This is a genomic window from Natronogracilivirga saccharolytica (assembly GCF_017921895.1).
In the GTDB taxonomy this organism is placed as follows: Bacteria; Bacteroidota; Rhodothermia; order Balneolales; family Natronogracilivirgulaceae; genus Natronogracilivirga; species Natronogracilivirga saccharolytica.
Window position 1 is genome coordinate 205,306 of the sequence record NZ_JAFIDN010000003.1, and the last position, 20,258, is coordinate 225,563.

Sequence of the window (20,258 nt, forward strand, 5' to 3'; positions counted from 1 at the left end):
GTACTATGTCACATAATCATAAAAAACATGGTGGGCATGAAAATCATGACCATCACGGCCATGATCACCACAACCATCACAAAGATCATGATCACCACAAAGGCCATGATCATCACGGAGGCCACGGTCATCACGGCCATCATGAAGGCCACGACCATCACGGTGGACACGGTCATCACGACCACCATGAGCATCATGCCGCTATGGTTGAGGATTTCAAGTTCCGGTTCTGGTGGGTGCTGGCACTGACGATCCCGATCCTCGCCCTGTCACCCATGATCCAGGAGTTTATGGGTGTGGATTGGAGCTTCACCGGAGACATCTGGATCCTGTTTGCGCTCTCCTCCGTCGTCTTTTTCTTCGGCGGATGGCCGTTTTTGTACGGTCTTGTGGATGAACTTCGCCAGAAGCAGCCGGGTATGATGACACTCATCGGCCTGGCCATTTCGGTGGCCTATATCTACAGCACTTTTGTGGTATTCGGCCTGGAGGGCAATCTGCTGTTCTGGGAGCTCTCCACCCTGGTAGGCATCATGCTTTTGGGGCACTGGATTGAGATGCGCTCGGTAATGAGCGCCTCGGCTGCCCTGGAAAAGCTGGCCGAGCTGCTGCCGGGTAAAGCGCACAAAGTGCAGGACGACGGCAGCGTGGTGGATGTACCACTGGAAGAGCTGCAGGTAGGTGATAAGGTTTTGATCAAACCGGGAGAAAAGATTCCGGCTGATGGAGTTGTCATCGAAGGCAGCACCAATGTCAACGAGTCGATGCTGACAGGTGAGTCCAAGCCGGTAAGCAAAGATAAGGATGACCAGGTTATCGGCGGGGCGGTCAACGAGGAAGGATCGATTACCATCTCCATCAACAAAACCGGTGACGACTCATTTCTGTCGCAGGTGATCGACCTGGTGAAACAGGCCCAGGCCAGCAAGTCCCGAACGCAGGATCTGGCAAATCGCGCCGCATTCTGGTTGACGTTGATTGCCATTACCGGTGGAATCCTGACCTTTTTTGCCTGGATCGCTTTCACCACGCAGGATCTTAGCTTTGCCATCAACCGGACGGTTACGGTGATGGTCATTGCCTGCCCGCACGCCCTTGGTCTGGCGATTCCACTGGTGGTTTCGGTTTCAACGACCCTGGCGGCAACCAACGGATTTCTGGTCCGGAACCGGGTGGCTTTTGAGGCAGCCCGCAATCTGAAAGCTGTCATTTTTGACAAAACCGGAACGCTTACGGAAGGAAAGTTCGGCGTTACAGACATTCTCGCCTTTGATTCGATCTCAGAAGAGGAGCTGCTTCGGACAACCGCTGCCGTTGAGGTCAATTCCGAGCACCCGATTGCCCGCGGAATTGTCGAAAAAGCGGGTGATAATAATGTGCCCAGGGTAAATGACTTCCAGTCCATTACCGGCAAAGGCGTACAGGGCAATGTGGAAGGAAAAAATGTGAAAGTGGTAAGTCCGGGATATTTGCGGGAGCAGAAAATGGATTATCCCCGTGAACAGATCGAAGAGCTCTCACGGCAGGGCAAAACGGTGGTGTTTACCATCATCGACGACAAACTTGCCGGAGCCGTAGCGCTGGGCGATCAAATCCGGGATGCTTCCAAAAACGCCATCTCAAAACTTCACGACATGGGTATTCAGTGCGTGATGCTCACCGGCGACAACCAGCAGACGGCTGATTATGTGGCCGGTCAGCTCGGAATCGATCAGGTCTTTGCCGAAGTGCTTCCGGATGAAAAGGCGGCCAAAGTGAAGGAAGTTCAGGATCAGGGTATGACGGTAGCCATGACCGGCGACGGTGTGAATGACGCGCCCGCCCTGGCTCAGGCCGATGTCGGCATCGCGATCGGGGCCGGATCGGATGTAGCCGTCGAAACCGGCGATATCATACTGGTTCAGAACAACCCGGAAGACGTGGCCGATGTGATCCGGCTTTCAAAAGCGACTTACGGCAAGATGGTGCAGAACCTGTTCTGGGCGACCGGCTACAACGTCGTAGCCATCCCGTTGGCAGCCGGTGTGCTGTTCACCTGGGGCGTCATTTTGACCCCGGCGGCCGGCGCGGTATTGATGTCGCTGAGCACGGTAATCGTGGCGATTAACGCCCGGTTTTTAAGTATGAAAGACGACTAGAAAAAAAGACCAACACCTGCCAGATTCAGAAATCCGGCAGGTACAAATAAAGCAATTAAAGAAGCATACAGATACCTGCCAGTCCGCCGGCCGGCGGATGGCAGGCGAGATTGAATTTTGAAATCAACCAAAACAACAACGCGAGGTTTTATTATGAAGACCGCAATAATGTCAATTCTGACCGCTATAATATTAGGATTTGTGATCCATCCTGCCGAGGCGCAGCATCATAACCATGACAATGGCGACAGGCATCAGCATATGATGGAAAAGATGGGAGAATGCCCCATGATGGGTGATCACGATCATGACATGGATCACTCTGAAATGATGCAGAAGATGGGCGAACATCCCATGTTCGAGGGTAAAGATTTGAGTCATTCAGAAATGATGGAAAAAATTCGGGAATTCGGTCACTCCGAAAAAATGGAATTCATTGAAAAGCATCCTATGATGGAAGATAAAGATATGGATCACTCCGGAATGATGGAGATGGCCGAAAAATGCCCGATGATGGGCGGTGATGATGAGGAGGAAGAGTCTGACGGACACGACGGTCATCATTGAACCTGACAGATAAGCAAAACCATCCCGGGTAGCTGTATTCGGCTGTCCGGGGTGATTTCTGTATAAAGACTCATTTTAAGCCGGAATTATTTATGAACCGGAGGCATCTTATAACCGCATTTACCCTGATGCTATGGAACATCTGACCGAACTGCTAAACAGCTGGTACCCGCTGATGTTTATCCTGAGTGTGGGCGTCGCACTGATAATCTGGATTTGGGCAATCAAAAAGAAAACCCGGCACGACTTCCGGCAGGCGGCGGAACTTGTGCTGAATCGTCAGTACCGGAATGGATATCTGTCAAAAGATGAGCTGCAAAGCCGGCTTCAATCGCTGAAAAAACGAAATTTCAACGAATAGAAAGGAGCAACGCCATGGATAAGCATTTGCTTTGGACACCTCCGAAATTATTCGTATGGATATTTCCTGGTGGCAGGGAGTATTAGGACTCATCCAGATCTTTATTATTGGCTGGCTTGCAGGAGCATTAATAGCTGCAATTTACAACTTCGGAATAACTGACAAAGAATCGACATGAACCAACCTCAATTAGCTCCTGATAAACCAGACCTGATTATTTATTGCCAAAAATGGTGTGACTATATGCATCACTTGGTCAATATGTTACAGGAACTCGGCTGGTCATTCATGTTTATTGACCTGAGGTTTAACCACAAAGCAGGTCAAGAGCTGATTTCTGTTTTAGGCAAACCGGTGCCGTTACCTGTACTTGAATTCGGCGGGCAATATTATGTAAAACCTGAACTTGCGGAGTTGCCGGATTTACTCAAAGAAGGTCGGGGATTCCGTTTTTTCCGAGGCATTGATGGTTCAAAAACTTAGATATGAGTCAGGATGATTATTCATAGTTATGGGCCAGGATAGAATTGTTAGATGTTAAAGGAGGCAGCAATGAAACAGAAAACAGATGGCAATGGTATCCTTATAGTCGGAGGTTATGGCCATGTGGGGCGCTTGATTGCGTTGGACATGGCGCCGCGATTTCCGGAACGAGTGGTTGTGGCCGGCCGTAATGGTGAGCGGGCGCAGGCATTCGCTGAAGAGCTGGGAAATGGGGCGCGCGGTATAGCACTCGATGCTGCCGATTCAGCAGCGGTGGAGAAAGCTCTTGAAGGCATGACCCTGGTAATCTCCTGCATCGACCAGGAAGTGCCGCATCTGCTCCGCTCTGCTGTTACGGGCGGCCTTGCTTACATAGACATCTCGGCTGAACTTGATTTATGGGAGCGTGCCCGGGAGCTCGAAGACGATGCGAAGAAAAACGGAGCACGTGTTCTGATAGGATCTGGACTCGTACCCGGCACTGCGGGAGTAATGGCCAGGGAGGCAGTAGCTCAGACCGGCCCCGGAGGTACATTGGATGTCGGTATCCTCTTGAGTATAGGCGACAATTTTGGAGCCGCTGCGCTCAACTGGATGATCGGTGCATCCGGCCGTGAGTTTACCATAAGCGAAAATGGACGGAATCGGCAGGTACGGGCAATGGCAGAGAAAAGGCGTATGGTTTTCCCCGATCCGTTTGGTCAACGTACCGTCATGCGTTTTGCAATTCCCGATCAGGTTTACTATCCGGAGACGCTGGGGGTTCGCCGTGCGGGCAGTTGGGTCGCACTGGAACCCGGCTGGATCGCGACGTTTTTTTCACTCTGTGTGCAATCGGGACTTCTCCGTGTAATGCAACGGCTGCAGTTACAACGTGGATTAACAAGTATGTTCGAATGGCTGCAACGACGATATGAAGGGCGGAACACCTATGCTCTGACGGTCAAGGCAGAAGGTCCCAATGGGACAGCGAATCTATATGTAATCGGCCGGGACGAGTCTCAGGGAACGGCAGTCAGTGCGGTTACTATGGCCGATACATTTTTGGAAGACGGTAATATCGCACCCGGGGTATGGCTGCCGGAACAAATTTTTGAGCCTGCTTCTTACTTTGCCACATTGGAAAACCGGGGAATTAAATTGAAAAAAAACAATGCGCAGCCCGGAGAACACGAATCTCATCACAAAAGTAAAGTAAACCGGGGCAGGTGATAGATGCAGATGTGTGGACAAAATGGTCAACATCCATTCCCATTTGGCAGTAACCGGTAATAGTCCGAACAGTAGTTCTGGTACCATCAACAATGGGCACGCCACCGGGTCTTACAGCAATATTGGAAATGTGACAGATTTATTACCTTAGCCAATAGCAGATTAAAAGTATTGCTATGCATAAAACCACTGTCTTCGCAGTTATTGCAGTCATAGCACTATGGCCCGATATTGCTCAAGCCGGCGATGATACGGGCTCGTCCCCGAATCGGGGGATTTTCTTCGGAGGCAGCTTCTCTGGCAGCATGGCCTGGATTGACTATCCGGACGAGGATCAGTCGGGCAAAGCCGGTGCTGTGTTTGACTTCAATTTCGGTTGGTGGCTCTCACCAAGACTGATGCTGGGTGGCCATTACGGTACGTGGGGGACCTCGATCATTGGCACACCGCTCCATCTGCATCTGGTTGGCCCGCGGATTGACTATCGCTTAAAAGAAAGCCCCGGTTTTGACGGCGTTTTTGTTACGTTTGCACCCGGTCTTGCGCTTATCGAGCCGGTTGATGAGGCTCACAGCGGCATCGGGGGGATCATAAAAGGCGGTTATCGCTATCAATGGGAGGATTTTACCACCGTGGGGGCTCATGTTGGACTGAAGAGCCACTTATTTGCTGATGGTTTTACTGTTATCCCGTTTGCAGGCGTGAATGTGCAGTTTTACGGTCTTACAAGGTGAACTTTTTCGTGAACGAAAAAACCGTATATCACATATACTTGCAATTATACTTGTTTTTGTGCGTTCTCAACAAGGAAGTTTTATATAAACTCAAAAAATATATTATGCCACAAATTTCTCTCTATATTGATGAAGAAAAACTGAAAAAAGTAAAGCAAGCCGCCGGGACCGAAAATACGTCCGTTTCCAAATGGGTTGCCCGGCAAATAGACCATGCTTTGGAATCGCGGTATCCGGAAAACTTTGAAAAATTATTCGGCTCCATTGATGATGAAACCTTCACACCCGTAGATCGAGACTCTGAAGCCGAAGATGCAGAGCGGGAGTCGCTCTGATGTATTTTCTTGATACCAATATTTGCATTCATTTTCTGAAAGGAGAGTATGATTCGATCAGGCAAAACATACTTGCGACTCAACCACACCGAATAAAAATTCCCGTAATTGTTGAGTCCGAACTGATGTATGGTGTCAGCAAAAGCAGCAAGAAAAAAGAGAACAGAAAAAAACTCGAGGCTTTTCTATCCGCTTTTGAAGTGGTCGACTACCGTCAGGAGATGTCACCGGTTTATGCTGAGTTACGAAGTGATTGCGAACGTCGCGGAGACCCGGTTGGGCCTTTAGACCTATTAATAGCAACCATTGTGAAAGCGCACAATGGAACTTTAGTGACTCGAAATACCCGGGAGTTTAGGAGGGTTGCCGGATTGTCTTTAACCGAGTGGTAGTTTGAAATAATACGCCATACAATATTCTGCTAAAATATCCGACAACATGCATCCGACACTCTATCTTTGGAAAGGGGTTGCATTAATCAATGCCGATTTTACGGAAACTTCATTGCACAGTCATCATGCAATACAACTGACCTGCGGTTATTCCGGAAACTTTTCAATTACCATACCGCAACAGACAGAGTTACAGTCGAACGCTGTTGTATTGGATGCTGATACACCCCATTTGTTTCGAAATAAAGATCATGGGTTTACGCTGTTTATTTACATAGAGCCGGAAAGTCTTTTGGCTGATGCAGTTCGGAATCATCTACTGAAAGGCAATAACTATCGGCAGCTTGACAGGGAGCTGTTCATGCCGTTGTGGCAGCTTCTGACATACCGGGATGCGGCTTGCAGAGATATGATTAACTCAATATCTGAATTGGCCGGGCTCCTTCAAGTTGAGGAAAGTGACAGGCAACGGTATGATGAAAGAGTTTTAAGGGCATTGAGCTATATCCGGGAAAGTCTGGATCAACCCCTATCCATCAAGGATCTCGCTTCTTCATTATATCTTTCCGAGAGTCGTTTGATGCATCTTATAGCAGAGCAGACCGGTATGCCGTTTCGCAAACATGTACACTGGGCTCGATTGTTTGCCTGTGTCAAGGTTGTGGTTGGTGGAGCCAATCTCTCTGAAGCTTCTTTAAAAGCCGGATTTTCTGATCAAGCTCATTTCACAAGAACTTTTGTGCGAATGTTCGGTATTCCACCCGGTGATTTTTTAAAAGATAGCAGAAACGTTCAAGCCTTCTTTTGTGAAAGCGGGTAAGTTGCATGTTACAACCATCTGAACCTTAAACATAATAGTGTAATGGGAAATCAACTTACCTCCAACTATGTACCGGCTGCCGGTTTTTCGTTTCTCACCCGTTTTTATGACCCGCTGGTGCGAATAACCTGCCGGGAGACTTATTTCAAACAACGTATGATTGAGCTTGCACATCCGGCTCAGGGTGAGAAGATCCTGGATGTCGGCTGTGGTACAGGAACCCTGTTACTGCAAATGCAGGCATATCAAGATAACCTGGAATTACACGGATTGGATGGCGATGCCAGGGTTTTAAAAATCGCACAACAAAAAGCAGGCCGTAGCTCTTCAGAAATTTCTTTCAAGCAGGCGTATTCCACAAATATACCTTACCCGGATAATCATTTCGATCTGATTACGAACAGTTTAATGATCCATCACCTCAATCCTGAAGATAAGATTCGTACTTTCCGGGAAATGCACCGGGTACTGAAGCCGGATGGCCGGTTGATTCTTGCCGATTGGGGAGAACCTCAAAACGATCTCATGCGCCTGGGCTCTCTTGGAATACGTTTGATCGACGGGTTTGATAATCTGAAAGCGCATATACAAGGTGATATTCCGGAAATGGTGTATGAGGTCGGATTTCTTCCGGTTAATGTGATGGAATATGTTCCAACAGTATTCGGCACGCTTTCTCTTATAAGAGCTAATAAAGCATTATAAGTTTGTAGAAACACTTAAAACTCAGGAGCCCGTTATGCAGGTTGCCATTGTAGTATACCCGGGAATGACCGCACTCGACGCTATCGGTCCTTATGAAGTTTTCCGTTTTATACCTAACTGTGATCTGCGTTTTGTTTATCATCAAACCGGCCCGGTAGTTACTGATAGCAGGGTACTGATTTTAGGCGCAACACATTCATTTGAAGAAACTCCAGAACCGGATATTATTCTGGTTCCAGGCTCAGAAGCTAATACAGTGACTGCCATGGCGGATTCAGATTTGATAAAATGGTTGCGACGGGTACATCAAACAACCCGGTTAACTCTCTCTGTTTGTACCGGATCAATGATACTTGCAGCAGCCGGAATACTGCAAGGCCATCCGGCTACTACACATTGGATTGCCCAAAAAAGACTTGCTGCATTTGGCGTTCAACCTCAACCAGATAAGAGAGTCGTCTCTTCGGGAAAAATAAAGACGGCCGCCGGAGTATCGGCAGGGATTGATCTTTCACTGCAAGTAGTATCTGAACTTTACGGGAGGCAAATGGCAGAAAAGATTCAGTTGATTATAGAGTATGATCCAAAGCCTCCGTTTCAAAGTGGTCATCCGAATAAAGCTTCAAAAGAAGTGCTGACTAATGCCGAAACAGAAATGAAAAAACGTTCTTATAATTCGCGAAATTTTATATCCGTTCCAAAAATCTATTGGAACAGCATTATTAACAAAGTGAGAATGGGAAAAGAAGATTAAATTCAGAACTCCTGATCCGCAAATCTCGAAATAAGTATTTTGACGGCGGTTTTGTTACGTTCGCACACGGTCTTGCACTTATCGAGCCGGTTGATGAGGCTCACAGCGGCATCGGGGGGATCATAAAAGAAAAGATAATACCAGCAATTCTACTTGCAGTTATAGTTGTCCTTTATCGTTTTAATTTATCGTCCCTGAAAATTGAAGCACATCAGTTTTCATTCCCGTCAGGCTGTAAACATACCCAATCAAAATCAGGATCAGGAGCATAGCAATAAGCCAATTTGAAATGACAGGAAACATCCCCATCAGTAAATAGACATTCCTGAGCTGCAGTACCAGTAAAATCAACAAAACGGCTATTGCTGATTTTATGAAACCGTAGGGCAGGGATATTGATGCATGTAAACTGATTCGCCGTTTTTTGGAAATGAGATCACGGAAAAGTTTTATACTCAAGGCTGATATCATGAAACCGAAAAGTACAACTGCCGACCATAGTATTGTGGCAAACCTGGAAAAGGATCTGCTGATGGCTCAGAATCTCCTTGCCAATGTCGGAGACCATTGTACCTGCCGCCACAAATTGTGAGAAATCCCGAACTGTAGTTAAAAGCGCTCCGTGCGCATGAATTGGTTCGGACTTCAAGTGTACCGGATTCCCATTATACTGATAACCGGTTATGGCATTTTCTTTGATTTCAGGGGTGAGTTCAAATCCGGAATGATGCATTTGAAGCGGCTGAAGAAGTTTCTTCGCAATGAAATCAGGATAAGATTCTCCGGATACTTCCTCGATAAGCAGTTCCAGAACTATATATCCCGGATTTGAATATTTGAAGCTCTTGCCGGGTTGCTGCACGATCATGTTCTGATATTCAGCTAATTCCTCCAATACACGCTCCTGCGATTCGTGCTTATCCATATCGACATTGTCAAAAATACTAAAGGGTAACCCGGCGCTATGATTTAGTAACTTGCGTATGGTTATCTCTGAAGAATCATATTCGGATTCCGGAAACTCCCATCGTGTGAGATGTTTTTCCACCGGATCATCGAGATGAATAGCCCCTTGCTCCACCAATACCATGACTGACCAGGCAGTGAGTGATTTCGTCATCGACTCGGCTCGAAAATAAGTGTCGGAGGTAATCGGGCTGGATTGATCGCGATCCGTAAAACCGAATCCTTTATTCCAAACCGGCTCACCATCTTTGATTAAACCAACTGCGATACCGGGAACATTATAATTATTTAATAATTCCGGGATAAGCACTTCGAGATGCCCGGCAAACTTCTGATGATCCTTATCAGTCCGATCTTCAACTCCGAATAAACCGAAAAGTAAAATTATCCAAAGCTTAATCATGATCTTCTATATCATATTGGATACGGATGATCTCCCGGCTGAATTTTTGCGGTTCTGCGAGAAACGGGGTGTGGGCTGAGGAGTCAAAAATTACCAGTTCCTTTCGGGGCACTTCGATGATTTCGTAGTATTTTTCGACCAGCTGCCGGGGTGTGTTTTTATCTTTATCGCCAATCAGAAACCAGACCGGCACCTCAAGGGAAGGTATCTCCGGCATGTAATCAATATGATGCGCAAACAGCTCATCCCACATCGGTCCGCTGCCGCGATTGGCACCGTTTAGCCACCGGTAGTAATCCCGAAGATTGTATTCCGGCGCCCGGAAGGCAATCCGTGCCATCCGGGTCATGCTGATGTCGAAATTCCCGCCATAATCCCCGACCAGACCCGCAAGTTTTACATGATCACCGTGATCGGTGTAAGGCGGCTCACCCAATTCCTGAAGCCTGTTTTTGTCACTCTGGCTGCTTGTTGTTTCAATTTCGGATTTCAACCAGTTGTAGCTGATTTCGTACGCCCGGTGATTGTCCACAACCTGGCTTATGCTGATGTAGGCGTGCAGGTTATCCGGATGCTTACGGGCATATTCAAGCCCCAGCATGGTGCCCCATGAATGACCAAGCAGATAAATTTTTTCCTGATTAAACCGGTTTTTGAGATACTCGATCAGCTCATGAGTATCACTGAAAAACTGATCGAAAGTCATCGTCTCTTCATCAAACCCGTTGTGGTTGGATTTGCCGGCTCCCCGCTGATCCCAGTGAACTAAAACAAACTCCTCTTCGAGCTGACGGTCCAGATGATGAGCCAGCGGCATCTGAGCTGCCCCCGGCCCGCCGTGCAGCCAGAGCAGCACCGGGTTGGACCGGTCATGCCCCCGCAAAAGAACCGACTGTTTAAGTCCTCCCAGTTCAATCTGTTTCAGCTCCGCAATGCTTTCGGGGACCGTTTCTCCCCCGGCATCCCGGATCGGATCGGTTGAGGAGGAAAATTGTCCCGTAATGCCGGACAACAATAGCAGCAGGAGCAGTAGTGCTGTGAAAACAGTCAGTATATATAGCAGTATGGACTTCATCAGAATGCTTCACCGATGGTTATGTACAACCCGCCTCCATGCGGACTTATTCCGTAGTCAATCCGCAAGTTCGTTGTGTCATCCGGATTGAGGTCGAAACGCAAGCCTGCTCCTGCGGAAAATTTCGGGTTGTTCAGGTGAAAATCCTCAAACCGGTTCCAGACTTCACCGGCGGCGGCAAAGACAGCAAAACCGATGCGCCACCAGGCGTGCCGGCGAAATTCAGCCTGGATTTGAGCGCTGTTGGAATCCCGGAATCTTCCCTCGTAGTATCCGCGCATAATCTCCCGTCCACCCAGAAGCGCATACTCACGAAACGGAAGCTGTCCGGTCGTCAGCTGACTGCGGAAGTGAATAGCAAGAACCTGACTTTGATCCCCGGACAAATCCAGGTAGCGCCTGGCATCCATACGCCAGCTGCTGTGCGGATGCGTGGCGCCGGATATATCGGGATAAAACATGGCAGTAAGCTCCAGATACCGGCCTTGAGCAGGTGTGGCTATGCTGTTGCGACGGTCCTGCCGGACCGAAAATCCGATGCCGGCCAGTGTAGTCTGCTCAACCGCATTATTTCCGGCATCCGATGCAGTATTATTCTCCGGTTCTTCCACTGAAATATCATACACCCGGTTCCATCGGAGTTTGGGTCCTGCAAATAAATCCGGACCCAATTTACGCAATACGGATTGTCTGAAATCAAAAGAACTGTACTCGATTTCCAGCTCGTCATCATCTGCGGTCTCACTGCCCACTCCCCAATAGCTTTCCGGGAAAATCGAGAATTCGTAGCGGCCATCCAGTATCCATCGCTCCTGCGGAAAAATTACATTTGGAGTAAACTCGATCATAAGCTGACGGTTCAGCGTATACATTGCTGAAAAAATGAAGCTGGATGAACGTGTTTCCGGTCCTGCATCACCCGGTTTGAACTGATGCAGGGACAATCCGCCAAACATCAGGCTGGTTTCAGGAGTATAGCTGACGAACGGCAGAACAGAGTAGCTGCTTTGATAGACGGTATCCTTATTTGCAGCAGCCGTGCTTTCCTCCGCAAAAGTATTAGTCGGAAAAGCATTTTCCGAAAAAAAAATTGCTGCAAAAGCATCAGCAGGAAAAGCATTTGCAGGTAAATCATCTGCTGCAAATGCTTTTGAAAATAGAGGCAATGCGACAAGCGTCAGAAGTATCAGCTTCATGGGTTTTGTGAACAAAATAGAGCTGATGATTTAAAAATTATACTTTAGCTGCGCGGTAATCAGATTTCCGGCATTCGCAAAGGCCGAATCGTCACTGCCGGTGAAAAACTGACCCAGAACATGGAAGTCGAGATCGGTAATCACCGACCAGCTTACCGAAGGAGAGACAAAAAACGCCTCTTCATCCGGGTAGTAGATCACGGCTAAAGTTCCGTCCACAAGAGGATGAATGGGATAGGTGACCTGAGAGGTGATCTGATATTTGGAAAAAGAAGGATTGTCCGGGGTCAGCTCTTCGGCCATGAGCTGAAAATCTTCGCGGCCGCCTTCGGCATTGTACAGCAATTCGGCTACCAGGAACATCCGGTTGTCAAACATGTAATCGACGGATGCCGAGGCGATGAAGTTGGTTTCATCTGCATCCGCATAAAACATCGTTTCTCCTTTGATGCCGGCACCGCGATAATCTCCGGCCCATCCGGCTCCCATCGCAAACCGTTCACGGTAATATCCGCTGATGAGCTGAATATCATAGCCCCGGGTGTGGAAGGAGTAGAGCGCGGCGGCAATACTTCGCTCAAAATCTCGCGCCGGGCTGACGGCCAGTTCCAGACGGGAATCAAAACCCAGATAGCGCTGCAGGCGAACCGCATCCGAACCCGGGCGTTCCGGATAGTCAAAATCATAAAAGGAGTAGATGTTAAAAATGTCATTGGGATTGGTAATCATGTTCACACCCCAGTTGACTCGCTGGCGGCCGACGCGAATGTTCCAGTCGGCAGTATCCCATTCGGCATACAAACGGTCGGGGATGTAATGCAGCAGCCAGTCATTCTGATCAAAAATCAGCCAGGAGAGACTCATCAGCCCGTCGTCATGGTCAATGCCATCTGCATATCCGGGAATGTCGCGGACCAGATCTCCGGCAAACATCCGGGTGCGCATCTGCCAGTAGAATGTCAGGTCGGAGGCGGCATCCCACCGCACGTTGAGTCTGTTCTGAAATCGGTATTCCATCCAGGTTTCATCTCCGAGAGGCTCGGGCAATTCGGCGGCAATCCGTACCGGATTTCCCTGCACGTACCCGGAGATTCGCAGATTATCCCGATTTTGTGCGTTGCTTGCCGATGGCAGACCAGCCAGGACGAGCAATGCCGCTAAGAGGGGAATCAGATTATACCTTGCATCAGACGTCATCATATTCTTTCGCTTTTTGATACTCATCGCTGTAAATCGCGCCGTCCACCATGGTGATCACACGCCGTGCCCGGTCGATCACGCGCTGATCGTGAGTCGAAAACACGAAAGTGACATTCTGTACATCATTCATTTTCTGCATGATGTCGAGCAGATTCATTGCGGCAGAAGAGTCGAGGTTTGCCGTAGGCTCATCGGCAAGGATGAACTTCGGCTCTGACGCCAGTGCACGGGCAACGGCAACGCGCTGCTGCTGTCCGCCGGACATCTGCCCGGGCCGGGCATCTTTCCTGTCCGCCAGTCCGACTTTATCCAGAAGCTCATCAGCCCGCTTTTGCATCGCTTTTTTGTCCTGCTTCTGCAAAAGCATGATGAAGGAGACGTTTTCACGGGCGGTGAATACGGGAATCAGGTTATAGTGCTGAAAGACGAAGCCGATATTCTTCAGACGAAAATCAATCATTTTGCTGTCTTTCATTTTGGTGATATTGGTCCCGTTGATTTCCACATGTCCGGAGGTTGGCTTATCCAGCCCGCCGAGCATGTTGAGCATGGTGGTCTTGCCGGATCCCGACGGGCCGACAATACTGGTAAATTCGCCCTTTTCTATTTCGAGCGATGCGTCCCGGAGTGCGTGAACCGGTACGGTATCCGGGTTATAAACTTTGGTCAGATTTACTGCTTTGACTATTGCCATGATTATTCCTCATTTACATTTCTGTTTTTTCTGAAAATCGTTGGTCAGCAACGATTTGCAATGCCAGGTCGATACTATTTAATTATTTTTTGTGATGTCAAGACGATGTACTTCATTGATTTTTGTGATGCAGAGCCGATGCATTTCAATGATATTTGCGATGCAGGTCCGATGGTTTTCAATGATATTTGCGATGCAGGTCCGATGGTTTTCAAAGATTTTGTGATGTTAAGCTGATATTTTTTCAAAGATTTTATAATTTTGATCCGATGCATTTTAAACATTTTTGATGTCAGGCCGATGCACTTGATTAGTGATCTTTGGCCGCTTCCAGCGGGTTGATCCGGATTGCTTTAAGTGCCGGATAAAGCGAGGCAAGAAGGGTTATAAAAATCACCACGAGTAAAATTCCGGTGTACTCGCCGGGTGTGATAATCGGGTAGATGATGTGGTCGAATCCGATTTCAGCAAAGCCCCGGGCATCGGCAAAAATTTCAAGATTGATGCCGGTATCCCTGAAGTAATACAGGCTTGCCCGCGCCAGAAGCATCCCCGCGACAGCTCCCGTTATGCTCAGCATGACCGATTCCAGCATGATCATGGTAAATACCCGCAGCCTGCTCATTCCAATGGATATCAGCATCCCGAGTTCGCGCATCCGCTCAAACAGGGCCATCAGCATGGTGTTGAGAATTCCGAAGGCGAGCGCAATCATGATGATCATCGTAATGATATAGGTCATGCTGCCTCCCATCTGAACCATCATGTTGAGTTCCGGAGAAAGCTGACTCCAGGTCTGGGCGTGAATATCCGGGAATTCGTTATTCAGGTCGGATGCCACCGAAGAAGCGCAGGCATCATTTTCGAGCATCATCGCAATTTCGTGATACACCGGCTGATCCGACAACAGTGCCAGAAAGTCACCGGAACGGATGAGCACGTTCCGTTTGTCGTAATCAGCCGAAGCCGACTCGAAAAAACCGGCGATGTTGAACGAGCCGGAGGTGAGCTCGTTATTCACATCCTCAAACGTGAGCACGATGCGGTGTCCGAGGTCCAGATTGTGCTCATCGGCCAGTCGCCGGCCGATGATGACGGGGTTTCGCATATCGGTATCCAGATAATCCCCTTCCACCATGTTTTCGTGAAACGTGGTGGTGCGGTTTTCGGACTCCATGTCGATTCCGCGAATCCTGATACCCGTGGTTTTAACGGGGGACTGCAGCATGCCGTCGGTCAGTACCCGGGATGTATGTGAGGCGACCCGTTCGTCATCATCCAGCCAGGATGTGATTTTTTCGTGATCAGGAATATACATCCACGAATAGCCTTCGCTCAGAAATTCGGGATGATGAACCTGAACGTGGGTAAGTTCGCTGTCAATGACGTGGTCTGTGCGTTGCTGGATCATGCCGTTCATTGTGCCAACGGCCATGACACCGGCCCACAAGCCGATAATTATGGCGGCCAGTAGCACCGAGCTCCGTGCCGGGTGGCGCCAGATGTTTCTCCAGGATATGGTTAATAATGTTTTCATAAGTTTGTATTGTTAGAAGGCATAAAATGCCGGGCATGTTACACTCTGATTACTTTCTTGCTGCTTCAAGGACATTTAATCTCATTACCTTTATCAGTGGAAACAGGAACACTACTATTGCGATCAGGAAGACGAAGAATCCCTGTGTGTAGAACTGATCGGCGGCAAAGGACATCGGCAGGACGGGTTCAAAACCGAAATCTATTACGGCCTGGGCGGCATCGCCGCTGAGTGCAATGGGATCCATCCACTTGAGAATCAGCCAGGCGGCAGCAACGCCGGCAAGCGAGCCCAGGATGCTGATGAACAGGGTTTCCAGAAACAGAACCGCTGCCAGTCTGCCTCGCTTCATCCCGACGGAGATCAGTACACCGAATTCGCGGAGGCGCTCCATGGTCATGGTGAGGATGGTGCCGAGGAATCCGAACCCGATCACGATATACAGTACGAGCGTAAAAAAGCGGGGACCAGCCAGGTCCATTTCCATCAGATCAAGCAGTTCGGGCATCAGCTCCGGCCAGGTGAATACGACCAGTTCGCTGTCTTTGCCTTCAAATTCGCTCTTGAGCGACGAGGCCACCCGGTTGGTTTGCCGTTCCTGCTCCGGGTTGATCATCAGTTTGCTGATGTATCCTTCGGCGGAGAGCAGTTCCTGCGAGGCCGGCAATGACAGGTACACTACCTGGTTATTCAGCTCCCGCATCGGGTGTTCGACGATGCCGCTGATCTCAAACAGCGCGCTTGCCGACATGCCGAACCGGCCCTGACCAATCAGTGCCAGAGTATCGCCGACTTCAAGCTGAAGACGTCTTGCCAGACCCTCGCCTAACACCGTTTTTCGTTCGTCAATACCGAAAAACCGTCCATCCTTCAGGTAGTTCTTGATTTCATTGACTTCGTGCTCGTTCTCCGGTTCAATACCGAACACAGCCGCACCCCGTGTGGATTCGTCATTGGCGGCCAGCATGAATGTTTCAATTCGCGGCAGGATGCTGACGATGCGGTCATCTGCGGCTGCCACACGCTCCCGCATTTCCTCGTCAAAATAAAAGGTGTTGTCGAGCGAGGCCTCATCGTCGTAACGATAATCCTGAATCTGAAGATAGCCGGTGTTGAAATTCACCATCCGGTCGATCATCAGTTCATAGCTGCCGCGGTTAACCGATTGCATCACAACCGCTGCCATCACCGCAAACACAATAGCAGAGACCGTAATCAGTGTGCGGCGTTTGTTTCTCCAGATATTTCTCCAGGCAAGTTTAAGATACATAGCCAGTTATCAGTTATCAGTATACAGTGATCAGTTATCAGTTGACAGTAAGCAGTTTTCAGATGCGAAAGTGTGAAGTAATTACTTTTTATCTGTGTTGGTGTAAGGTTGAACAGGTAGAAAACTCTTATGGGTATCAGCATTTAACGGATTATACCTGGACATAACAGTTCACACTCAGACTTGGTGAAAATGGATAATAATTTGTATGAGAAAGCATATTCGTTTTCTATTCGCATTGTCAGGTTGTATCATTATTTAAGCAAAGAGAAACGTGAGTTTGTTATATCCAGACAGGTTTTGCGTTCGGGAACATCGATTGGTGCAAATGTAGCTGAGGCCAACGGGGCCATATCCGTTTCAGATTTTTCAGCTAAAATCTCTATTGCATACAAGGAGTGCCTCGAAACGAAGTATTGGCTGTGTTTGCTTAAGGATACCGGAATCATCACTAAACCCTCATATAATTCGATTTACAATAATGCTGACGAACTTGGCAAAATCCTTTTTTCCATTCTCAGAACTACCAGAATCAGTTGCCAGTGATCATTACAGTTGTCAGTTATCAGTGATCAGTGAGATAATTTGAAGTAGTCAGATGATGGTTAGTGTTTGCTGGTTACTGTTAACTGATAACTGTTCACTGTTTCACTGAACTCTTTGCATATTTCTCTGGGTGAAGAATCCCTCGTCAATGTCGACATCGAACTCCAGGTGCTGATAGGTCAGAATGGTGCGTTCGTTGTCTTTGCCGGCGGGGATTACGGTAATGCGGGCAGGGATTTCGCGATCACCGAACCGGGTGACCTGATCCAGTTTCATGGTGTTTACCAGCTCATTGCGCTGATCGTAATTTTCCAGGCGGAGCTGTATGTAACTCTGTGTGCAGACCCACATTTTGACTTTTCCCCAGACAATCGGGGTGTCCGGTTTGGGGATCATTTCGATTACATACGCTTCGCGGCCTTCATATTCTTCGGTTCGCAAAAGCTCGTGCTCGTAATCCTCTATGATATCACTGTCCCGGACAAGGTCATCATTGGTGAAATCCGAACCCATCCACGATTGTGCCATCATGGAAGAGGGCATGCGCGTGGTGCGGTCGATGCGTGGGTCGTAATTCCATATATCACTGCCGCGCATTAAATAAGCAGTGCCCTCATCGCGTGACGGAGCGGTAATGACGATCATCGAGTGGTCACGGCCATACTGCCATGAGCGCATGGATACTTCACGCTCATATCGGGGACGCTCGATTTTCATGGTCATTTCGGCCTCGTTGGAATTTCCGCGCATCACCTGCTCCATGCGGTCGAGAATTTCAGCCGGATCCGGGTCTGAAGCCTGCAGTGTTGTCGCCATCAGCAGACCTGCAAACAGGGATAAGATGGATATTTTCAGTTTCATAATGATATTGCTGTTATTGAGTTTTTGTTTTTAAATATACGGTTTGACCAACCACTTGGTTGACTGCGGGTTTGACTGCGCTTAATAATCTTGCAGCCGCCAATCCTGTCCATCATGTCAAATATCAGTCAGCAAATCCGGTGCATTATGTTATTTAAGAGTCAGTCAATCCGGTCCATTATGTTATTTATCAGTCAGCTAATCCTGTCCATTATGTTATTTAAAAGTTAGCCAATAGTCGTTTTATTTATCAGTCATACGTTGTTCGTAGTATTCCGGTTTCATCAGGATGCGGAAAGCGTGATCCACCACTTCTTTTTTGCGCTCTTCCACAAACTTCCGGTACTCTTCCTCATTCAGCCGGAAGGCCTGCATTAAGGTATTCCTGGCAATGATGGGGTATACACACATCCCGATCAGGGAAACAGAAAAATGTTCGGGATTTACAGGGTTGTACCTGCCCTCTTTTTGCCCTTCTTCAATCTGCCGAATCATCGTCATGGCGCGCATATCGTCATGATCGGCGTCATCTGATTCGGATAACGGGGCGTATTTCCGGGTGATGGCAAGCAACCGGTCCGGATTTCTGGCAATTTCGTACATCAGAAACAGCGGAAGCTGCGGGTTGGCGGCCATGACATCAATATACCTTTGCACAAACAATTTGATCATATCTTCCACATGAATGGAAGGGTCACGCGTAATTTGTATGATCGGTGCAAGTTGAGTGATGAAATCTTCTTCAAATACCTCCTGGAACAACCTCTCCTTGCTCCGGTAATAATAATGCAGCATCGCTTTGTTGATATTGGCTTCATCAGCGATGGCCTGCATGCGGGCACCTTCCAGCCCTTCACGGTGAAACACCCTGCGGGCGGCTTCTTTTATTTGCTGTTCGGTATTGTTGTCTTTTTGAGCCATTTATAATTTCGTGGTAATAAAGTAGTTAACTAAAGGGATAATCTGAATGATATAACTAAATGGTTAAAACAAATATATTGCCCTGCTGCGCGTTTGTCAAGAGGTTTAACCAAATAATTTTACCATATGGTTAAATTTGTGCCGGGTTATATTGCGAGATGTTATATTGCGGACAAAATATCACACGCAATCAGCAGTTAATTACTTTTGTCAATTAAAAATCAGCAACTACTGGCACCTGCCGAACAAAATACATCCAACAAATCAAAAGGCATCCGGTATATCAATAGACACCCGATAAACAAATTACATCCGGTATATCAATAGGCACCCGATAAACAAATTACATCCGGTATATCAATAGGCACCCGATAAACAAAATACACCCGGTGTATCAATAGGCACCCGGTAGGTAAAAAGACATCCAACATATCAACACACACCAAACCAAATACAGAAATTCATGTTACTCAGGTTACCTTGCGCAATGAAATTTGTTTCCCTTATGCTGCTGGTCTTCATCTTCCATGGCTGCAAAGATGACGGCAATGAACACCCTCCGGGAGAAATGCCGGAAGAGTCAGCTCATGAGGAAGCCGGCCCGGATATGCAGGAAGAATCAGCGGAAACTGCTCTTGAAGACACTGCTGCTGAACGTTTTGACTCGGTGCTGGAGGAATATCTGGCTCTGACCGACGCCCTGGTAGCATCCGATACTGAAAGGGCGGCTTCAAACTCTGAACTGTTCTATGACGCCGTGCAATCGTTTCAGCAAACCGATATCGATGCTTCACTGCGGGCTGATGTGGGAATCCTGAACATGACGCTGCTTGAAATGAGTGACATCATCACCGGCAGCACAGATATTGAGGAACAGCGGGGTGCCTATGAAACGCTGTCGGAAACCATGATAGCCATGGTTCAACGGCTGGGCCATCAGCGCGATACCCTCTATCATCAGCGCTGTCCGATGGTCAATGACGGCGATGGCGACTGGCTCAGCACAAAGGAGGAGATCCGAAACCCCTACCACGGTGACCGGATGATGAACTGCGGGTCGACGGTGCAGCAGCTTTAGGTCCGGACAT

The 20,258-nt window shown here is 48.2% G+C and carries 24 protein-coding genes; 14 read left to right on the top strand and 10 right to left on the bottom strand.

Annotated elements, in window-relative coordinates:
- Window positions 1-5 precede the first annotated feature (5 nt).
- From NATSA_RS05335 to NATSA_RS05360, 6 genes are all read left to right on the top strand, one after another.
- Window positions 6-2,138: a copper-translocating P-type ATPase gene (locus NATSA_RS05335; RefSeq protein ID WP_210510971.1), complete on the top strand. Its 2,133-nt coding sequence runs from the start codon at window positions 6-8 to the stop codon at window positions 2,136-2,138.
- Window positions 2,139-2,291: 153 nt separating this feature from the next.
- On the top strand, window positions 2,292-2,705 hold the full coding sequence (locus tag NATSA_RS05340; RefSeq protein ID WP_210510972.1) for a hypothetical protein: 414 nt from the start codon (window positions 2,292-2,294) through the stop codon (window positions 2,703-2,705).
- A gap of 133 nt (window positions 2,706-2,838) precedes the next feature.
- Entirely contained in the window at window positions 2,839-3,066 is a 228-nt protein-coding gene (locus NATSA_RS05345; protein ID WP_210510973.1) for a hypothetical protein, read from the top strand.
- A gap of 31 nt (window positions 3,067-3,097) precedes the next feature.
- Entirely contained in the window at window positions 3,098-3,244 is a 147-nt protein-coding gene (locus tag NATSA_RS05350; RefSeq protein WP_210510974.1) for a DUF5676 family membrane protein, read from the top strand.
- Entirely contained in the window at window positions 3,241-3,549 is a 309-nt protein-coding gene (locus NATSA_RS05355; protein ID WP_210510975.1) for a glutaredoxin family protein, read from the top strand. Before NATSA_RS05350 ends, NATSA_RS05355 begins: the two co-directional genes overlap by 4 nt.
- Before the next feature lie 69 nt (window positions 3,550-3,618).
- Window positions 3,619-4,761, top strand: a complete 1,143-nt coding sequence (locus NATSA_RS05360) for a saccharopine dehydrogenase family protein (RefSeq protein WP_210510976.1) — start codon at window positions 3,619-3,621, stop codon at window positions 4,759-4,761.
- Here NATSA_RS05360 and NATSA_RS15740 read toward each other — a convergent pair.
- Entirely contained in the window at window positions 4,685-4,861 is a 177-nt protein-coding gene (locus NATSA_RS15740) for a DUF433 domain-containing protein (RefSeq protein WP_210510977.1), read from the bottom strand. The two genes, NATSA_RS05360 and NATSA_RS15740, sit on opposite strands and share 77 nt — an antisense overlap.
- Window positions 4,862-4,937: 76 nt before the next feature.
- On the opposite strand from NATSA_RS15740, the gene NATSA_RS05370 reads away from it, so the two are divergent.
- The 6 genes from NATSA_RS05370 (at window position 4,938) to NATSA_RS05395 (ending at window position 8,501) form a co-directional block, all read left to right on the top strand.
- The gene (locus NATSA_RS05370; RefSeq protein ID WP_210510978.1) at window positions 4,938-5,495 is read left to right on the top strand and encodes a hypothetical protein; all 558 of its coding nucleotides are present in this window, start codon (window positions 4,938-4,940) and stop codon (window positions 5,493-5,495) included.
- Window positions 5,496-5,599: 104 nt separating this feature from the next.
- Window positions 5,600-5,830 (top strand): hypothetical protein, encoded by a 231-nt coding sequence (locus NATSA_RS05375; protein WP_210510979.1) that lies wholly within the window; start codon window positions 5,600-5,602, stop codon window positions 5,828-5,830.
- Window positions 5,830-6,222 carry a type II toxin-antitoxin system VapC family toxin gene (locus NATSA_RS05380; protein ID WP_210510980.1) on the top strand — a complete coding sequence of 131 codons (393 nt, stop codon included), beginning with the start codon at window positions 5,830-5,832 and terminating at the stop codon, window positions 6,220-6,222. Before NATSA_RS05375 ends, NATSA_RS05380 begins: the two co-directional genes overlap by 1 nt.
- A 46-nt stretch (window positions 6,223-6,268) precedes the next feature.
- A complete protein-coding gene (locus tag NATSA_RS05385) occupies window positions 6,269-7,042 on the top strand; it encodes a helix-turn-helix domain-containing protein (RefSeq protein ID WP_210510981.1) in 774 nt (257 codons plus the stop codon).
- 42 nt (window positions 7,043-7,084) lie between these two features.
- Complete coding sequence (locus NATSA_RS05390) at window positions 7,085-7,747, top strand: class I SAM-dependent methyltransferase (protein WP_210510982.1); 663 nt, start codon at window positions 7,085-7,087, stop codon at window positions 7,745-7,747.
- Window positions 7,748-7,781: 34 nt separating this feature from the next.
- On the top strand, window positions 7,782-8,501 hold the full coding sequence (locus tag NATSA_RS05395) for a DJ-1/PfpI family protein (protein ID WP_272491746.1): 720 nt from the start codon (window positions 7,782-7,784) through the stop codon (window positions 8,499-8,501).
- A 436-nt stretch (window positions 8,502-8,937) separates the two neighbouring features.
- Here the strand turns inward: NATSA_RS05395 and NATSA_RS05400 are convergent, their stop codons facing one another.
- The 7 genes from NATSA_RS05400 to NATSA_RS05430 form a co-directional block, all read right to left on the bottom strand.
- Window positions 8,938-9,870 carry a serine hydrolase domain-containing protein gene (locus NATSA_RS05400; protein WP_210510984.1) on the bottom strand — a complete coding sequence of 311 codons (933 nt, stop codon included), beginning with the start codon at window positions 9,868-9,870 and terminating at the stop codon, window positions 8,938-8,940.
- Window positions 9,863-10,945, bottom strand: a complete 1,083-nt coding sequence (locus NATSA_RS05405) for an alpha/beta fold hydrolase (RefSeq protein WP_210510985.1) — start codon at window positions 10,943-10,945, stop codon at window positions 9,863-9,865. The genes NATSA_RS05400 and NATSA_RS05405 overlap by 8 nt, the downstream gene beginning before the upstream one ends.
- Complete coding sequence (locus tag NATSA_RS05410) at window positions 10,945-12,141, bottom strand: BamA/TamA family outer membrane protein (protein WP_210510986.1); 1,197 nt, start codon at window positions 12,139-12,141, stop codon at window positions 10,945-10,947. The genes NATSA_RS05405 and NATSA_RS05410 overlap by 1 nt, the downstream gene beginning before the upstream one ends.
- A 30-nt stretch (window positions 12,142-12,171) precedes the next feature.
- On the bottom strand, window positions 12,172-13,365 hold the full coding sequence (locus tag NATSA_RS05415; RefSeq protein ID WP_210510987.1) for a hypothetical protein: 1,194 nt from the start codon (window positions 13,363-13,365) through the stop codon (window positions 12,172-12,174).
- Window positions 13,328-14,035, bottom strand: coding sequence for an ABC transporter ATP-binding protein (locus tag NATSA_RS05420; RefSeq protein WP_210510988.1), 708 nt, complete (start codon window positions 14,033-14,035; stop codon window positions 13,328-13,330). Before NATSA_RS05420 ends, NATSA_RS05415 begins: the two co-directional genes overlap by 38 nt.
- Before the next feature lie 310 nt (window positions 14,036-14,345).
- A complete protein-coding gene (locus NATSA_RS05425) occupies window positions 14,346-15,572 on the bottom strand; it encodes an ABC transporter permease (protein ID WP_210510989.1) in 1,227 nt (408 codons plus the stop codon).
- Between the two features lie 49 nt (window positions 15,573-15,621).
- Window positions 15,622-16,842, bottom strand: a complete 1,221-nt coding sequence (locus NATSA_RS05430; protein WP_210510990.1) for an ABC transporter permease — start codon at window positions 16,840-16,842, stop codon at window positions 15,622-15,624.
- Between the two features lie 192 nt (window positions 16,843-17,034).
- Between NATSA_RS05430 and NATSA_RS05435 the strand changes: the two genes are divergently transcribed.
- Complete coding sequence (locus tag NATSA_RS05435; RefSeq protein ID WP_210510991.1) at window positions 17,035-17,388, top strand: four helix bundle protein; 354 nt, start codon at window positions 17,035-17,037, stop codon at window positions 17,386-17,388.
- Window positions 17,389-17,490: 102 nt separating this feature from the next.
- Here NATSA_RS05435 and NATSA_RS05440 read toward each other — a convergent pair whose 3' ends face one another.
- Window positions 17,491-18,249 carry an outer membrane lipoprotein-sorting protein gene (locus NATSA_RS05440; RefSeq protein ID WP_246481713.1) on the bottom strand — a complete coding sequence of 253 codons (759 nt, stop codon included), beginning with the start codon at window positions 18,247-18,249 and terminating at the stop codon, window positions 17,491-17,493.
- Between the two features lie 243 nt (window positions 18,250-18,492).
- A complete protein-coding gene (locus NATSA_RS05445) occupies window positions 18,493-19,170 on the bottom strand; it encodes a TetR/AcrR family transcriptional regulator (protein ID WP_210510992.1) in 678 nt (225 codons plus the stop codon).
- Between the two features lie 487 nt (window positions 19,171-19,657).
- On the opposite strand from NATSA_RS05445, the gene NATSA_RS05450 reads away from it, so the two are divergent.
- The gene (locus tag NATSA_RS05450) at window positions 19,658-20,248 is read left to right on the top strand and encodes a DUF3347 domain-containing protein (protein ID WP_210510993.1); all 591 of its coding nucleotides are present in this window, start codon (window positions 19,658-19,660) and stop codon (window positions 20,246-20,248) included.
- Window positions 20,249-20,258 lie beyond the last annotated feature (10 nt).

Coding starts and splice junctions, on each gene's coding strand:
- NATSA_RS05370 (WP_210510978.1), top strand. CDS start 4,938: ATGCATAAAACCACTGTCTTCGCAGTTATTGCAGTCATAGCACTATGG.
- NATSA_RS05405 (WP_210510985.1), bottom strand. CDS start 10,945: ATGAAGTCCATACTGCTATATATACTGACTGTTTTCACAGCACTACTG.
- NATSA_RS05435 (WP_210510991.1), top strand. CDS start 17,035: ATGGATAATAATTTGTATGAGAAAGCATATTCGTTTTCTATTCGCATT.
- NATSA_RS05340 (WP_210510972.1), top strand. CDS start 2,292: ATGAAGACCGCAATAATGTCAATTCTGACCGCTATAATATTAGGATTT.
- NATSA_RS05440 (WP_246481713.1), bottom strand. CDS start 18,249: ATGAAACTGAAAATATCCATCTTATCCCTGTTTGCAGGTCTGCTGATG.
- NATSA_RS05445 (WP_210510992.1), bottom strand. CDS start 19,170: ATGGCTCAAAAAGACAACAATACCGAACAGCAAATAAAAGAAGCCGCC.
- NATSA_RS05335 (WP_210510971.1), top strand. CDS start 6: ATGTCACATAATCATAAAAAACATGGTGGGCATGAAAATCATGACCAT.
- NATSA_RS05430 (WP_210510990.1), bottom strand. CDS start 16,842: ATGTATCTTAAACTTGCCTGGAGAAATATCTGGAGAAACAAACGCCGC.
- NATSA_RS05355 (WP_210510975.1), top strand. CDS start 3,241: ATGAACCAACCTCAATTAGCTCCTGATAAACCAGACCTGATTATTTAT.
- NATSA_RS05400 (WP_210510984.1), bottom strand. CDS start 9,870: ATGATTAAGCTTTGGATAATTTTACTTTTCGGTTTATTCGGAGTTGAA.
- NATSA_RS05415 (WP_210510987.1), bottom strand. CDS start 13,365: ATGAGTATCAAAAAGCGAAAGAATATGATGACGTCTGATGCAAGGTAT.
- NATSA_RS05360 (WP_210510976.1), top strand. CDS start 3,619: ATGAAACAGAAAACAGATGGCAATGGTATCCTTATAGTCGGAGGTTAT.
- NATSA_RS05425 (WP_210510989.1), bottom strand. CDS start 15,572: ATGAAAACATTATTAACCATATCCTGGAGAAACATCTGGCGCCACCCG.
- NATSA_RS05390 (WP_210510982.1), top strand. CDS start 7,085: ATGGGAAATCAACTTACCTCCAACTATGTACCGGCTGCCGGTTTTTCG.
- NATSA_RS05450 (WP_210510993.1), top strand. CDS start 19,658: ATGAAATTTGTTTCCCTTATGCTGCTGGTCTTCATCTTCCATGGCTGC.
- NATSA_RS05375 (WP_210510979.1), top strand. CDS start 5,600: ATGCCACAAATTTCTCTCTATATTGATGAAGAAAAACTGAAAAAAGTA.
- NATSA_RS05395 (WP_272491746.1), top strand. CDS start 7,782: ATGCAGGTTGCCATTGTAGTATACCCGGGAATGACCGCACTCGACGCT.
- NATSA_RS05385 (WP_210510981.1), top strand. CDS start 6,269: ATGCATCCGACACTCTATCTTTGGAAAGGGGTTGCATTAATCAATGCC.
- NATSA_RS05420 (WP_210510988.1), bottom strand. CDS start 14,035: ATGGCAATAGTCAAAGCAGTAAATCTGACCAAAGTTTATAACCCGGAT.
- NATSA_RS05380 (WP_210510980.1), top strand. CDS start 5,830: ATGTATTTTCTTGATACCAATATTTGCATTCATTTTCTGAAAGGAGAG.
- NATSA_RS05345 (WP_210510973.1), top strand. CDS start 2,839: ATGGAACATCTGACCGAACTGCTAAACAGCTGGTACCCGCTGATGTTT.
- NATSA_RS05410 (WP_210510986.1), bottom strand. CDS start 12,141: ATGAAGCTGATACTTCTGACGCTTGTCGCATTGCCTCTATTTTCAAAA.